The 14,864-nt window shown below is 40.9% G+C and carries 15 protein-coding genes; 12 read left to right on the top strand and 3 right to left on the bottom strand.

The window, feature by feature from the left end:
• The first annotated feature begins 18 nt into the window (after positions 1–18).
• Together ccdA2 and QM351_RS02400 are read left to right on the top strand one after the other, a co-directional pair.
• The gene (gene ccdA2 / locus QM351_RS02395; RefSeq protein WP_049497920.1) at positions 19–726 is read left to right on the top strand and encodes a thiol-disulfide oxidoreductase-associated membrane protein CcdA2; all 708 of its coding nucleotides are present in this window, start codon (positions 19–21) and stop codon (positions 724–726) included.
• Positions 727–748: 22 nt separating this feature from the next.
• On the top strand, positions 749–1,318 hold the full coding sequence (locus tag QM351_RS02400; protein WP_414326399.1) for a TlpA family protein disulfide reductase: 570 nt from the start codon (positions 749–751) through the stop codon (positions 1,316–1,318).
• Positions 1,319–1,347: 29 nt separating this feature from the next.
• Here QM351_RS02400 and QM351_RS02405 read toward each other — a convergent pair whose 3' ends face one another.
• From QM351_RS02405 to QM351_RS02415, 3 genes are read right to left on the bottom strand one after another with little or no spacing between them, the layout of a single operon-like run.
• Entirely contained in the window at positions 1,348–2,577 is a 1,230-nt protein-coding gene (locus QM351_RS02405) for an NAD(P)H-dependent oxidoreductase (protein WP_414326401.1), read from the bottom strand.
• An 18-nt stretch (positions 2,578–2,595) separates the two neighbouring features.
• Positions 2,596–3,201, bottom strand: a complete 606-nt coding sequence (locus QM351_RS02410; protein ID WP_414326402.1) for an NADPH-dependent FMN reductase — start codon at positions 3,199–3,201, stop codon at positions 2,596–2,598.
• 25 nt (positions 3,202–3,226) lie between these two features.
• Positions 3,227–4,150 (bottom strand): FAD:protein FMN transferase, encoded by a 924-nt coding sequence (locus tag QM351_RS02415; protein ID WP_414326404.1) that lies wholly within the window; start codon positions 4,148–4,150, stop codon positions 3,227–3,229.
• A gap of 224 nt (positions 4,151–4,374) precedes the next feature.
• Here QM351_RS02415 and nox point away from each other — a divergent pair, with 224 nt between their 5' ends.
• The 10 genes from nox (at position 4,375) to QM351_RS02465 (ending at position 14,862) form a co-directional block, all read left to right on the top strand.
• Positions 4,375–5,751: a H2O-forming NADH oxidase gene (nox, locus tag QM351_RS02420; RefSeq protein ID WP_023918076.1), complete on the top strand. Its 1,377-nt coding sequence runs from the start codon at positions 4,375–4,377 to the stop codon at positions 5,749–5,751.
• Positions 5,752–6,110: 359 nt separating this feature from the next.
• Positions 6,111–7,655 carry a ClC family H(+)/Cl(-) exchange transporter gene (locus tag QM351_RS02425; RefSeq protein WP_414326407.1) on the top strand — a complete coding sequence of 515 codons (1,545 nt, stop codon included), beginning with the start codon at positions 6,111–6,113 and terminating at the stop codon, positions 7,653–7,655.
• Between the two features lie 110 nt (positions 7,656–7,765).
• Positions 7,766–8,638, top strand: a complete 873-nt coding sequence (efeO, locus tag QM351_RS02430; RefSeq protein ID WP_049482961.1) for an iron uptake system protein EfeO — start codon at positions 7,766–7,768, stop codon at positions 8,636–8,638.
• A gap of 5 nt (positions 8,639–8,643) precedes the next feature.
• Positions 8,644–9,849 carry an iron uptake transporter deferrochelatase/peroxidase subunit gene (efeB, locus tag QM351_RS02435; protein ID WP_414326409.1) on the top strand — a complete coding sequence of 402 codons (1,206 nt, stop codon included), beginning with the start codon at positions 8,644–8,646 and terminating at the stop codon, positions 9,847–9,849.
• Positions 9,827–11,512 carry an FTR1 family iron permease gene (locus QM351_RS02440; protein ID WP_414326411.1) on the top strand — a complete coding sequence of 562 codons (1,686 nt, stop codon included), beginning with the start codon at positions 9,827–9,829 and terminating at the stop codon, positions 11,510–11,512. The genes efeB and QM351_RS02440 overlap by 23 nt, the downstream gene beginning before the upstream one ends.
• Positions 11,499–12,218 carry a twin-arginine translocase subunit TatC gene (gene tatC, locus QM351_RS02445; RefSeq protein ID WP_414326413.1) on the top strand — a complete coding sequence of 240 codons (720 nt, stop codon included), beginning with the start codon at positions 11,499–11,501 and terminating at the stop codon, positions 12,216–12,218. The genes QM351_RS02440 and tatC overlap by 14 nt, the downstream gene beginning before the upstream one ends.
• On the top strand, positions 12,218–12,415 hold the full coding sequence (locus QM351_RS02450; RefSeq protein ID WP_003007243.1) for a twin-arginine translocase TatA/TatE family subunit: 198 nt from the start codon (positions 12,218–12,220) through the stop codon (positions 12,413–12,415). Before tatC ends, QM351_RS02450 begins: the two co-directional genes overlap by 1 nt.
• Positions 12,416–12,852: 437 nt before the next feature.
• Positions 12,853–13,587, top strand: coding sequence for a PoNe immunity protein domain-containing protein (locus QM351_RS02455; protein WP_254728107.1), 735 nt, complete (start codon positions 12,853–12,855; stop codon positions 13,585–13,587).
• A gap of 30 nt (positions 13,588–13,617) precedes the next feature.
• Entirely contained in the window at positions 13,618–14,361 is a 744-nt protein-coding gene (locus tag QM351_RS02460; RefSeq protein ID WP_254728109.1) for a PoNe immunity protein domain-containing protein, read from the top strand.
• A gap of 21 nt (positions 14,362–14,382) precedes the next feature.
• Positions 14,383–14,862 (top strand): toxin-antitoxin system YwqK family antitoxin, encoded by a 480-nt coding sequence (locus QM351_RS02465; RefSeq protein ID WP_414326416.1) that lies wholly within the window; start codon positions 14,383–14,385, stop codon positions 14,860–14,862.
• Positions 14,863–14,864 lie beyond the last annotated feature (2 nt).

Raw genomic sequence — 14,864 nt, forward strand, 5'->3', positions numbered from 1 at the left:
CAATATACGGAGCGTTTTATGAATCAAATCGTTTTCTCTTTCACTGTCTTTCTGGCAGGGATTCTCTCCTTTTTCTCTCCCTGTGTCTTTCCTTTGCTCCCGGTCTACATCGGCGTTTTGCTAGGAAGTGATCAGGAAAAATCCGTTCAGATTTTTGGGAAAAAGATACGCTGGCATGGCATCGTTAAGACCTTGTGTTTTATCGCAGGTATTTCTGTTATTTTCCTTATCATAGGTTTCGGAGCTGGCTTATTGGGGCAGGTTATGTATACCAACTGGTTCCGCTATGTGATGGGAGCGCTGATCATTATCCTTGGTCTTCATCAGATGGAAGTCTTTCATTTTCATTTCCTTGAGAAGCAAAAATCAGTAGATTTTGGAGCCAACAAACAGAAGAATGAGTTGTTTTCAGCCTTTCTTCTTGGTCTTGGCTTTAGTTTTGGTTGGACGCCTTGCATTGGTCCTGTATTAGGATCGGTTCTAGCATTAGCAGCATCCAATGGACAAGATGCCCTCGTGGGTGCTCTCTATCTCTTTATCTATACATTAGGGATGGCCATCCCATTCTTGCTCTTAGCACTGGCATCAGGTCTTGTATTGCCTTATTTCAATCGTCTCAAACCCCATCTCTTGTTGCTGAAGAAAATCGGTGGAGCCATCATCATTATTATGGGGATTCTATTACTCTTGGGACAATTAAATAGCTTGTCTTCAATCTTTTCATAAATCAAATGGAGGTATTATACCTATGAAATTTATCAAATATACATGTTTTTCAATCCTCTCAATCGCTTTACTGTCTGCTTGTTCGATGGAGCAATCAAGTGAGAGTGGTATGAACAATATGAGCAATCAAACCATGACCAACACAACCGCTAGTAAACATCCCTTAGTAGGAAAAGAAGCAAGTGACTTCGAACTAAAAGACATGAAGGGGAACACAGTTAAGCTTTCAGATTATAAAGGAAAAAAGGTTTATTTGAAATTCTGGGCTACCTGGTGTGGTCCTTGTCGTCAAAGCATGCCTGAACTTAATAAATTGGTTGAAGAAAAGGATAGAGATTTTGAGATTCTCACGGTTATGGCACCGGGAATGCAAGGGGAAAAAACAGAAGAAGAGTTCGTCAAATGGTTTGCCCAACAAGACTATCAATCGGTTCCTGTTTTGTATAATCCAGATGGATCTGCCTTTATGAATTATCAAGTTCGTTCGATTCCTACGGAAGTCTTTATCGATAGCCAAGGAAAAATTGGACATGTTCAATTAGGGGCTATCTCAAACGAAGATGCTAAGAAGATTATCAAAGACTTAAAATAAAAAAATGAAGCATAAAGCTTCATTTTTTGTTAGTTGCTTGCACCAGAAGTTGCATCTGCATCTCCGTGACCTCCAGCATCAGAAGCACCAGAAGTTGCATCTGCATCACCATGACCACCAGTAGGAGCAAATGGTCCGCTACCACCTACAAGGCGTTGCCCGGTTGTTTGCAGGTACCAATCTAACCATGGTTTGAAGTTGAAGACAATCTCATTGATACCAGCGTAAGAACCATCTTCATAATACATAGCTTGGTAGTTGTGGGTGTTGATCACGCCTTCAGGAGATCCTGGAACAATGGTTCGAACATATTCTTGGTTTCCGTTGCGAAGAGTGCCGATTACCCATTCAACGTTTTTCATACGTGCTGGTGGAAGGGATCCGTGAACGGTTGACATTCGGCTACCAGATTGAGGTGGCACGCGTTTAGCAAACATGGTATCTGGATCTTGATGAGCATTGTTGTAGTAGAGGAATTGGTTGTTATCATCGGCATATGTCAACTCAAATGGCATGGCCTTCAAGAACATATTAATTTGGTCAACGGTTAGGATACCGTGGTCAAGTTTGACATAAGTATCTCCAGAAACAGCACCTGTAAGTTCAGCTACTTTTTCAACCCAATCTGGATCATCTGGATCGACCTCAGTAACAGTTGTAGCAATTGGATGATTACAATCTAAATCTTCTGGTTCAATTGGTTTTGGTTTTTTCAATTTGGATACAACCTCAACGTATTTCATAAAATTATCCAAGCAGGTTTCGAGGAATTTGACGGTTCCTTCGTTGATGATATTGCCGTCTTCGTCAAAAGCTTCTTTTGCTTTTCCGAGAAGGAATTCATTTCCTGGAAGAGTATAAGCATTGACACCTGGGGCATCAAGAATCTTACGGAGGTGAACTTGCGCACGTGAAGTCCCTTGATCATAGTAGGAAGCACCAACGATCATAACTGGTTTGTTTTCAAATGGATGCACTTCGAAAGATAGCCATTCAAGAACGGACTTGAGAGCAGCAGAGATCGTATGGTTGTGCTCTGGAGTAGCAATGATGACACCATCTGCTCGAGTAATTTTATTGTACAATAGACGCAATTGGAAACTTTCGTCCCATTTTTCATCTTGGTTAAACATTGGAACTTCATCGATTTCAAGGACTTCCAATTCAAATTTAATCTTAAATTGGCGGCGAATGAATTCCAGAAGTTTACGGTTATATGATTGATCGTAATTCGATCCTACAAGTCCAACAAATTTCATTCTATTTTGTCTCCTATCTTACAAGTTTTCCCAGTCAAATTCTTCAGCATCTTTGCGAAGTAATTCTTGGGCGTTGCGCAATTTGTCTGTAATTTTCACAAACACACGGAAATCATTGAAGACGGCATCTAATTTTTGAATAACATCCAAATCTACCAAGTCTCCATTTTGATCAAAGGCTTGTATTGAATGAGATAGCAAGAATTCATCTGGCAAAACATTCGCCTTAATTTCAGGAGCATTTAAAATTTGGCGAAGTTGGAGTTGGGCGCGTGAAGATCCTAAGGTACCGTATGAAGCCCCAGTAATCATGACTGGTTTGTTCAACAATGGGAAGACTCCGTATGAGAGCCAAGCTAGAGCGCTCATCAAGACTGCTGGAATAGAGTGGTCGTATTCTGGAGTTCCAATAATGACTCCATCAGCCTCCTCAATTTTTCCAACAATATCCAAGACAGCGTCAGGCACTTGTTTGTCGGCTGGTTTGTTAAAGACAGGGATATCTTTAATTTCGACCAATTCGATCTCAGCCTTATCAGCAAAATGTTTTTGCATGTATTGAAGCAGTTGACGGTTTGTAGAACGTTTGGAGTTAGTCCCCACAATCGCAATAAGTTTTATCATGGAATTTTCCTTTCTGATAACAGAATTATAAATAAGATTGAAGCCCACTTGTATAGGCGATCTTACCTGATTGTGAAACCAATAAGGTCTCTATACCAGGAAGTGATTCAACAGTGTTGAGGATAGAAGTAGGAGATTCCCCGAACAGGCGGGTAGTCCATATTTCCCCGTCTACGGATCGATCAGATAGGATGGTGATACTAGCTAAGTCTGTCTCAACCGGATAGCCAGTCGCGCTATCAAAGATATGGTGAAACGATTTGCCGTCGACTTCTAAATGACGTTCGTAGATGCCAGAGGTGACAACAGACTTATCCTTGACCGAAAGGACCAGTAAGTGATTTCCTCTTTTTTCGACAGGATTTTGAATACCAATCCGCCAAGGCTGCTGTTTAACGGGGTGTTGACCGACGGTTAGGATATTTCCTCCAAGATCGATCAAGGCGTCCTTGATTCCCTTACCTCTCAGATAGGTAGCAATTAGATCTGCGCTATAGCCTTTTGCTAAAGCTCCCAAGTCGATCTTCATTCCAGGCCGCATCAGAAAGACCGTATGATTTTCTGGGTCTAGTTGTATTTGGTGAGGATCGATCTTGGTCAGGGCTTGATCAATTTCCCCTTTCTGGGGACATCTAGCATCTGAAAATCCAATTCGCCAAGTCTGAACAAGAGGACCAATAGCAATGTTTAAATGGCTGTTTTGAGCTTGACTATGCAAGGTTCCTAATGCAATCAGTTCAAAAAGATCTGGATGAACTTGGACAGGAGTAAGACCAGCTTGGTGATTGACCTTCATGAGTTCAGAACTTGCATCATTAGCACTGAAGCGACGTTCGTAGGAGCGAAGAAGTTCAAAGCAGCGGGCTAAGAGTTCATTCGCTTGTGGGTGACAGATCGAAACAGTGATGGTCGTTCCCATCAAACGTTCGGATCGACTACTTAGGTCCACTAAAAATCTATCCTTTCCTATTTTCACTTATTTATAGTATATCAGAAAGAGACCGTTTTCACAATCCTTTCGGACAAATTATTTGACATTTTTTGAAACATGTGAATTTTGATTTTCTGGAAAATTGAAAAAAAGTTCACAATTTTTGAGCAAAATTATTGTAACCGATATCATTTTTGTGATATACTCAAGAAGTAAATTAAATTAAAGGTAGGATTTATTCTATGAGTAAAATCGTTGTTGTAGGGGCAAACCATGCCGGGACAGCTTGTATCAACACTATGTTAGATAATTTCGGAAATGAAAATGAAATTGTAGTTTTTGACCAAAACTCAAACATTTCATTCCTTGGGTGCGGGATGGCACTTTGGATTGGTGAACAAATCGATGGTCCTGAAGGTCTTTTCTACTCTGACAAAGAAAAATTGGAAGCAAAAGGTGCAAAAGTCTACATGAACTCTCCTGTTCTTTCAATTGACTATGACAACAAAGTGGTAACAGCGGAAGTTGATGGGAAAGAACACAAAGAATCTTACGAAAAATTGATCTTTGCGACTGGATCAACACCAATCATTCCTCCAATTAAAGGAGTTGAAATCGTTCCTGGTAACCGCGAATTCAAAGCAACTCTTGAAAATCTTCAATTCGTTAAATTGTACCAAAACGCTGAAGAAGTGATTGAAAAATTGAAAGACAACAGCAAACACTTGAACCGTATCGCCGTAGTTGGTGGTGGTTACATCGGTGTTGAACTTGCTGAAGCTTTCGAACGTCTTGGTAAAGACGTTGTCTTGGTGGATATCGTAGACACTGTCTTAAACGGCTACTATGACAAAGACTTTACAGACATCATGGCGAAAAACTTGGAAGACCACAACATCCGTTTGGCTCTTGGACAAACTGTTCAAGCAGTTGAAGGAGATGGTAAGGTAGAACGTCTTGTAACTGATAAAGAAACCTTCGATGTAGACATGGTCATCTTGGCTGTTGGTTTCCGTCCAAATACAGCTCTTGCAGATGGTAAGATTGAACTCTTCCGCAACGGTGCCTTCCTTGTCGATAAGAAACAAGAAACGTCACTTCCAGGTGTCTATGCAGTTGGTGACTGTGCGACTATCTATGACAATGCACGTGGTGAAATGAGCTACATCGCACTTGCATCTAATGCGGTTCGTTCAGGTATTGTTGGTGCCTACAATGCGACCGGTCATGAATTGGAAGGAATCGGTGTTCAAGGTTCTAACGGTATCTCTATCTACGGCCTTCACATGGTTTCAACTGGTTTGACTCTTGAAAAAGCGAAAGCTGCAGGCTTCAATGCCACTGAAACTGGCTTTAACGACCTTCAAAAACCTGAATTTATCAAACACGATAACTATGAAGTTGGTATCAAGATTGTTTATGACAAAGACACTCGTCAAATCCTTGGAGCTCAAATGGTATCACGTGATAGCGCCATCTCAATGGCTATCCACATGTTCTCACTTGCGATTCAAGAACACGTGACGATTGATAAATTGGCTTTGACAGACTTGTTCTTCTTGCCACATTTCAACAAACCTTACAACTACATCACAATGGCAGCTTTAACAGCTGAATAATAGCTAAAGTTCTATTAAAAACTTTCCTTAGGTGAGTACGGACGTCAGCGAACTTCGTAGAAGTTCCATGACTAATTATTGAGCCTAAGGTCTCAATAATTCCGAGTGCCTGAAACTGTATTGTTTCAGGCACTTTTCTCACAGCGGAAAGTTTTGACTTTTCTTTATTCGTTTCATAAATAGGACATATTTATATTTCTTTGTAGAATTTCATAACTTATTTTTATTGGATAAAATGGTTTGTCTACATTCTAAACAAAACTAACAAGGGTGGTTTTGTTTTTTTCTGTCTTTACATGTATTCAGAGGCAGTGAAATAAGGTATAATGAATAGGATAAGAGTTTGAAGGAGTTAGGGAATGTCTGCTAAAGAAGAAGCCTTTAAAAATGAATTTCGTTTTGCCTCTAGTTCGATTGTGGCACATATTGTCAGAGGTGTTCTGGTTGGGATCGTTGTGGGCTGTGTCGTCTCGAGTTTTCGTTTTTTGATCGAACATATTTTTCATTTTGTTCAAGGCGTCTACAAGGAGATGTCTGGCCAACCACTATATTTGCTGGCGATGCTGTTGGGGTACGGGGTGATCGTACTGATTTCTGGTCGCCTCATTCGCACCAATCGGGATATCAAGGGATCAGGAATTCCTCAAGTCGAAGCAGAGCTCAAGGGACTCTTAGCGGTGAGCTGGTGGGATACCTTGTGGAAGAAGTATATTCTAGGTGTCTTAGCCATTGGAAGTGGCTTGATGCTTGGTCGTGAAGGTCCTAGTATTCAATTAGGGGCTATGGGTGGAAAAGGAGTGGCCCATCATCTGAAGGTCAGCCCAGTTGAAGAGCGGTCTTTGATTGCAAGTGGAGCTGCTGCAGGCCTTGCAGCCGCCTTTAATGCACCTATAGCAGGACTTTTATTTGTCGTGGAAGAAGTCTACCATCATTTTTCTCGATTCTTTTGGATTTCGACCTTGGCTGCTAGTCTGACTGCTAATTTTATTTCACTCAATGTCTTTGGTCAAACACCCGTACTTCATATGCCGCAAAATATTCCGCCGCTCCATTTGTCTCAGTACTGGATTTACCTTTTTCTCGGAGTCTTTTTGGGGGCAGCAGGTTATGTCTATGAAGTAGTGGTGCTGAATATCGGTCGATTGTATCGTTTACTTGAAAAGATTTTTCATGTTCCCTCTCATTACTCATCCTTATTTGCCTTTGTCTTGATTCTTCCAATCGGCTATTTTCTTCCCCAAATTCTTGGTGGTGGAAATCAATTGGTCTTGGATTTGGCTCGAGTACCGTATCCAGTGCTGACCATCCTTCTTTATTTTGCGATCCGTTTCATCTGGAGTATGTTGAGCTATGGTAGTGGCTTACCAGGTGGCATCTTCCTGCCTATACTAGCATTAGGATCTCTTTTAGGCGCGATCGTTGGAACTTTCCTCCAAAACATTGGCTTTATCTCTCAAAATCAATTACCTCTCTTCATTATTTTAGGAATGAGTGGGTATTTTGGGGCTATTTCGAAAGCTCCTTTAACCGCTATGATTTTGGTAACAGAGATGGTCGGTGATATTCGTAGTTTAATGCCACTGGGTATGGTCACCTTGCTGGCTTACATGATCATGGATCTCTTCCATGGAGCACCAGTCTATGAAGCCATGCTGGAGCAACTCTTACCTGATAAGGCGCAAGAAGAAGGAGAGTTGACCTTGATTGAGATTCCTGTATCCGAAAAGATTGCAGGGAAACAAGTTCATGAACTCGAACTCCCTCAAGATATTTTGATTACTACGCAAATGCGAAGTGGTAAGAGCTATACGGTCAATGGTGCGACCCGCTTGTATCTAGGTGATAGCATCTTTGTGGTGGTGAAAGAATCTGAAATTGGACGAGTCAAGGATATTCTTTTGTAAAAGACAGTTTCTTAGAAAAGTCTTTCTATTATTAAATTTTCAGACAATTGTTGAAAAATGAGAAAACTTCTGGTAAAATAAGTCCAAGAACAAAAGAGGAGAAGTCTTTCATGAAAAAATATAGTCTACTCTTATTGAGTGTTGCTCTTTTAGCAGGGTGTGCAAATTCTAGTAGCAAACAGTCGAGTCAAAAGACGCAAACCAGCTCAACGGTGCAGTTGTCAAAGGCTGACCAGAAGACCTTGGACAATGCGACAGCTGAATACAAAGACTTTGTCGAAATGCAAATTGACCAATTGCTCAAGGATACAGAAGGTTTCCGAGATACCCTAAAAGCTGGGAATTTGGAAGAAGCTAAAAAACAATATCCCTTGATCCGCATGGCCTATGAACGCTCAGAACCGATTGCTGAAACCTTTGGGGAGTCTGATGTGAAGATTGACTACCGTTTGGTGGACTATGTGGATGAAAATAAATCAGAAGAAGGCTGGTCTGGCTTCCACCGGATTGAACGCATCCTTTGGGAAAACAATACCACAGATGGCACTGACAAATATGCAGACCAACTGGTGAACGATATCAAGGAGTTGAAAGCTAAGATCGCAACCGTTGATGTGACTCCTGATGTGATGCTAACTGGGGCTGTTGATCTGCTCAATGAAGTGGCAACGCAAAAGATCACGGGTGAAGAAGAAGTCTTCTCTCATACAGATCTGTACGACTTCCGTGCCAATATTGAAGGAGCTGAAAAGATTTTCTCACTCTTTAAACCTTTGATTGAGAAAAAAGATGCCAAGTTGGTTAAAACCTTGGAAGCAGAATTCAAAAATGTCAATGATTTATTGGACAAACACATGACTGATGAAACAAATTACAAGTCTTACACAGATTTGACCAAGGAAGATACTAAGGAATTGGCAGAAGCGGTGACCAAACTTGGTGAACCCTTGTCTCAAATGGGTGTGATTTTAGATGGGAAATAAGAAAAATGGCTGACGAAAAATTTTTAGATAAAAAAATGGACCGTCGTGAATTTCTTAAAAAAGCAGGTATTGGAGGGGCCGGTATTGCACTGGGCCTTTCTGGTGCATCTGCTTTTTTCGCTAATCAAGACAGTTCCAGTAAAAAAGCTTATGATGGGGATGAAGACATCTCCTTTTATGGCAAGCACCAAGCCGGGATTACGACGGCCATGCAGAAGGCTTGCTACTTGGTGGTGCTGGATCTTCACACGACGGATAAAAAAGAAGTCATCCAGCTTTTTAAAGACTGGACCGACTATAGTAGTAAATTAGTCGAAGGAGAATTGGTCAAAAAAGATGGTTCCAATGCCCTCTTGCCACCAACAGATACAGGTGAAACAGTGGGACTCAACCCCTATCGGTTGAGTCTGACGTTTGGGGTTTCGGCTACCTTTCTCAAGAAACTGGGCTTGGAAGCTAAACGTCCAAAGCTCTTTCGTGATTTGCCTCCATTTCCAAAGGAGCAGTTGCAGGACAAATACACTGGTGGCGATATCGTCATTCAGGCCTGTGCCGACGATGAGCAAGTAGCCTTTCATGCGGTCCGAAATCTCATCCGCAAGGGTCGCAATACCATCACCATGAAGTGGAGCAAGTCCGGTTTTGCAGCGATTGGTGACCGAAAAGAAACACCGCGTAACCTCTTTGGCTTTAAAGATGGAACAGCAAATGTCACGACGGAGAAGGACTTTGATAAGGTCGTCTGGACTGACAGCAAGGACTGGATGAAGGGTGGTTCCTATATGGCTCTTCGCCTAGTCCAAATGCACTTGGAAACTTGGGACCGGACCAATTTGCAGGAGCAAGAAAACACCTTTGGTCGCTACAAGGAGTCAGGCGCTCCATTTGGGAAAACCAACGAATTTGATGAAGTGGATTTATCTAAACTACCAGTAGATTCACATGTCCGTTTGGCCAAAGAAGTGGATCGTCCGATTTTACGGCGTTCCTATTCCTATTCGGATGGCATCAATGAACAGACTGGGCAATTTGATGCAGGTTTGATTTTTATCGCCTTTCAAAAAGATCCAAACAGTTTTGTTAAAATCCAAACCAATCTAGGTGCAGTGGATAAAATGAACGAGTACATCACCCATATCGGAAGCGGACTCTTTGCTTGCTTTGCAGGCGTAGAGAAAGGAGGCTATCTTGGTCAAGCACTCTTTGAATAAACTTTTGATCTTGTTAGGCCTTCTTGCCTTGTTCTGGACTTATCCAGTTGCTGCGGAATCTTATAGCGATCTCTTTATCAAGATCACAGATGCAACAACCGCTGTAGAGAATAAAAACCAGGATAAGGCCAAGAAATTGATCGCTGAGATTCAGGATAATTTTGAATCCAAAGATCACCATGATTCCAAGGCAGGAAAAAAAGTTAGCCAGGCTCTAGCTATAAAAGGGGAGGTAACCAAAGAGGATCTCACTAAGATTTCATCAGCCTTGCTAGCTTTTGAAAAAGAGCAAAATCCGGTCGATTTAGAGGCGGAAAAAGACAAACTCGTGAGTCGCCTCGCTCCTTATTTTAAGAACTTACAAGATGCCATTACAGCTAAGGATCTGGATAAAACCCGTCAAACCTATGCAGATCTCAATAATACCTGGACACGAAACGAAGCAGTGGTAAGGGATCATAGCACAGCCTACTATGGCAAAATCGAGACGGCCATTTCGCTCTTACGTAGTAGCATTGAAACAGAGCCTACTGACTTCACCAGCATCCAGTCCTCCTATGATGACCTCAAAAATGGGATTGATGCCTTTGTAAAAGGAGAAGCGATTAGCAGTGCTAGTACGGATTTGACACTGAAAGATGGGATCAAGCTTTTGGAGAAGGCGCAAAGCCAATTCCAATCCGGCGACGATAAATCTGCTGCAGCAACTATGAAGCAGTTCATCACCATCTGGCCAACTATTGAGGGGGATGTCAGCACGACCAATCCAAGTCTCTACACGCTCGTAGAGAGTGAATCCCCGGTCATTATGGTTAAGGGGAAAGAAAAGACCTATCAAGAGAAATTACAAGCCTTGATCAGGGACCTGTCTGCGATTGATACGACAGCTTCTTACAACGCTTTTGATGCTATGTTGATTCTTCTACGTGAAGGAGTAGAAGCGCTTCTGATCGTCATGGCCCTTGTGACGACCCTTAAGGCTGCTAAGATGAGGAAAGGCCTCAAATGGGTCTATGGTGGAGCTCTTGCTGGTGTTCTTGCCAGTGCAGCGATCGCTCTTGTTCTGCAAGTAGCTTTTCCAGCCGTTACTTCGGGGTCTAACCGGGAAATCATTGAAGGGGGCGTTGGGATTTTCGCTGTGGTCATGATGATCCTCATTGGAATTTGGCTCCACAGCAAGTCCTCTGTCAAACAGTGGAATGCCTTTATGGACCGTCAAATGAAGACCGTAACGGCTACAGGAAGCTTTGTGTCGATGTTTGCTCTCAGTTTCTTAGCAGTCTTTCGTGAAGGGGCTGAGACTATTCTCTTCTATGTCGGGATCATTCCGCGGATTACAACCGCGAATTTCTTACTGGGAATAGGGTTTGCCATAGCCGTTCTCATCATCATTGCAGTGGCCATGACCAAGGCCAGTCAAGCTATCCAACCTCATCGAATCTTTTTCATTCTGACGTGGTTGATTTACGCTTTGGCCTTCAAGATGCTCGGTGTCAGCATCCACGCCCTGCAGTTGACCAATATCCTACCTAGCCATTTGGTCAATGGACTTCCAACCATCGATTGGGCGGGCATCTATCCAAGCTGGGAAGTTCTTCTTCCTCAGTTAATGTTTGTGGCTCTGATCGCCCTCATCACGGTGAGACAACATGGCAAAGAGTAGAGCAGATGAAATGACCATTGTTGAGCACTTGGTCGAATTTCGAAAACGATTGATCGCAGTGGTCTTATGTTATATTATCGTCTTCATCGTAGCCTTTGTATTTGGAGGAGAGCTCTACCAAGCTTTGACGGCTAGCCTCCATCAAAAACTGCTGGTACTGGGGCCAAATGATATCCTATGGATCTATGTATCGCTGGCCAATCTCACAGCCTTTAGCCTGACCTTACCCTTTATTGTCTACCAGATTTGGCAATTTGTAAGGCCGGCTCTGAAGGAGAAGGAGGCGCGTGCAGTCTTTGCCTACATCCCAGCTAGCTTTATTTGCTTTGTACTGGGGCTTGCATTTGGTTATTTCTTTGTCAGTCCAGCTATTTTAGAGGTCCTGATGCGCTTGGGAGAAGGGCTGTTTGATACCCAATTGACGGCACAAAATTATTTAACCTTCTTATGGCACACCACCTTGCCTTTAGGGGTCTTGTTTGAGTTACCAGTTTTGGTCGCTTTTCTGACCTCGATTGGGATCTTGACACCACAGTTTTTAATAACCTACCGACGTTACGCTTACTTTGTTCTGCTGGTCTTAGCCGTCGTGCTAACCCCTGCAGACTTTATCAGTGACTTGGCCATGACACTCCCTTTGATCCTCTTATTTGAAGTCAGTGTCGCCATCAGTAAAGTCATCTATTCAAGAAAAAGGAGAAACTAATGGGAATTTTACGTGATATTGGAGCACCAGGTTTGATCATCATCATCCTGGGCGCCCTCTTGATTTTTGGACCAAAACGCCTACCAGAGTTGGGCCAATCCATCGGCAAAATGTTTGCTGAATTTAAGACAGCTGTCAACAAAGGCAGTGAAGAAGCCGATCAAGACACCAAAGAAGCTAAAGAAGAAAAAGAATAATCAGACAATTTTCAAAATTCTATTGAGTTCGATTGCATAAAAAGGTATAATAAGACAAGTACTTGCAATCGACGAAGGAGGAAACCATGATTATTACGATTTTGTCACTCATTTTCTATTTCAGCTATATCGGATTCTTATGCTGGTTGGTCGTAAAAATTGTCGAAAAATTGTTCAATTTCTTGTTGAACCGTTAATAAAGAAACAATCCATTTCACCCTGAGTGAGTGGATTTTTTGTGTCTCGATCATTCAGTATAGAATCAAATAGTAAGAGACCCTGTGGTGTCTTTTTACTTATCTAATTTCCCTAGCTAGTGACTAACTTGAACTTCAAACTGTATTTCGGTATGATAGTAGGTAATAGATTTACGGTTTGTTTGTTTAGTTTTGTGTAATGCCTATGAAAAGCTCTATATAACTATTTGAGGATAAGCAGTGAAAAGAGATAATATATTTATAGAAGAAAAAATTAATGAACTCATTCTATTTAATAAATTATCTATTGATGATTGGACTCAAGAATTAACAAAATTAAAACAAGGGGAAAATTCATACAAACGACCGATTGAAGAAATTATCAAATCAGTACAACTTGATATTTCTATTTATCAGAAGGAGAATATGATAGCCACCTACACTGCGGGGCATCTTATTGAAAAATTCAAAGAAGAGTACCTTAAATATGTTGATAGTCTTGTCCCTGTGTGGCATAGCAATTCAGGATATGATGCAATGCTCTGGGCTCTTTCTATTGGTATTTTATTAGAAGTTGATGAAACGACTTTTGATAAGTTAGTAGACTTAGTCAAAACGGATGATCCGGAGGATTATTTGATCGATTACCTTATCCAGTCTCGTCATCCAGAGTGGACAATTAGGATCAACTATAATTTCCCAAGACCCTATGGCTTTACCCGAAAGATTATAGAGGAAGAAAATTCTGAAAAGGCTGTATCTCTCTTGAAAGAATACTTGACTAAAAAATGGTATCAGGGATGTAGAGATGAAGGCTGGTATGATTTGCATAAGCGCAACATTGATAATTATTATGGTTACTGGTCCTTTGAATCAGGCGCTCTCTGCAAAATGAAGGGCTTAGATTATAAACAGTTAGAAGAATTTCCATATTTTCCATATGATTTGGTTGCAGAAGGTGGAATATATAGATAATCTATATAAGGACATAGAAAGAAGATAGAGTTGGAACTAAGAGACACGTTTTCAGATAAAAATAATATAAATGGACTAATCCAAGTTTTTCAAAAAGCCATTCAAGATTCTGAAGAACGAATTCAAGTAATTGAACAGGATGAGAAAGAAGGGATCCAAAAATTTTCTTTGGACAATAATGTTGTCATTTCGAATATAAGATCATCAATATGTCGGTACCAAAAAGAAGTTATGATAGCGACTTATACTGCGGGTTATTCTATTGAAGATTTCAAGGGTGAGTATATTAAGTATTTAGAGAGTTTGCAACTATCTTGGCAAGGAAATTCTGGCTATGAACAAATGGTCTGGGCTCTCTCTATTGGAATTTTGTTAGATATTGAGGAGAATATGTTTAATCAGCTAGTAGATTTGGTCAAGAAGGATGACTCAGAGGACTATTTGATTGACTATCTGATTCAATATCGTCGTCCAGAGTGGAAGATTCGACTGAATTATAATTTTCCAAAGCCTTATGGTTTTACCAGAAAAATTATTGAAGAAGAGGATTCTGAACAAGCTCTAAAATTGCTTAAAGAATATGTGGCTAAGAAATGGTACCAAGGTAGCAGAGATACAGGATGGTACAATTTACATAAAACCAATAACAGAAGTTATTATGGCTACTGGTCCTTTGAAGCAGGTGCTCTTTGTAAAATTAAAGGATTGGATTACAAGGGATTAGAAGGACTTCCGTACTTCCCTTATGATTTGGTTGCGGAAGGAACGCTATAAAAAAAATTCTAAGGTTGAAAAATGATGGAAGAGAAGATTTTAACAAAAGAAGAAGTGCTTCAAAATGGTGTTTGTTTTGAAGAAGAACTTGATTGGGGCGGAGAATTCTATGAACAAATTGTCTGTGAAAATGAATTAGGAGAAGAGGTTCCTTATACTGGTTTAGCCTATGATTTATATTCAGATGGTCAATTAGAGTTTTATGGATATATAGATAATGGGTATAGGCATGGTCTAGCTGTCTACTTTTATTCTAATGGAAAAATTAAAAGAATTAATAATCAAGACAGAGGTTCAGCCGAAGGAATTCAAAAAGAATATTTTGAAAATGGTGATATTAAGTCGGTTTCTTATTGTATTGCAGGAGGAAAAATTCTCTATAAGAAATATGATGAGACTGGTAAAGTTATTGAAGAAAAAACAGAGCCTACCGAAGATGATTTCAAGATAGCAAAAAAGTGGGGTGTTGATTTATCGACTTTAGACATAAATTTGAAGTAGAA

The organism is Streptococcus parasanguinis (genome assembly GCF_047465465.1).
GTDB lineage: Bacteria > Bacillota > Bacilli > Lactobacillales > Streptococcaceae > Streptococcus > Streptococcus parasanguinis_AI.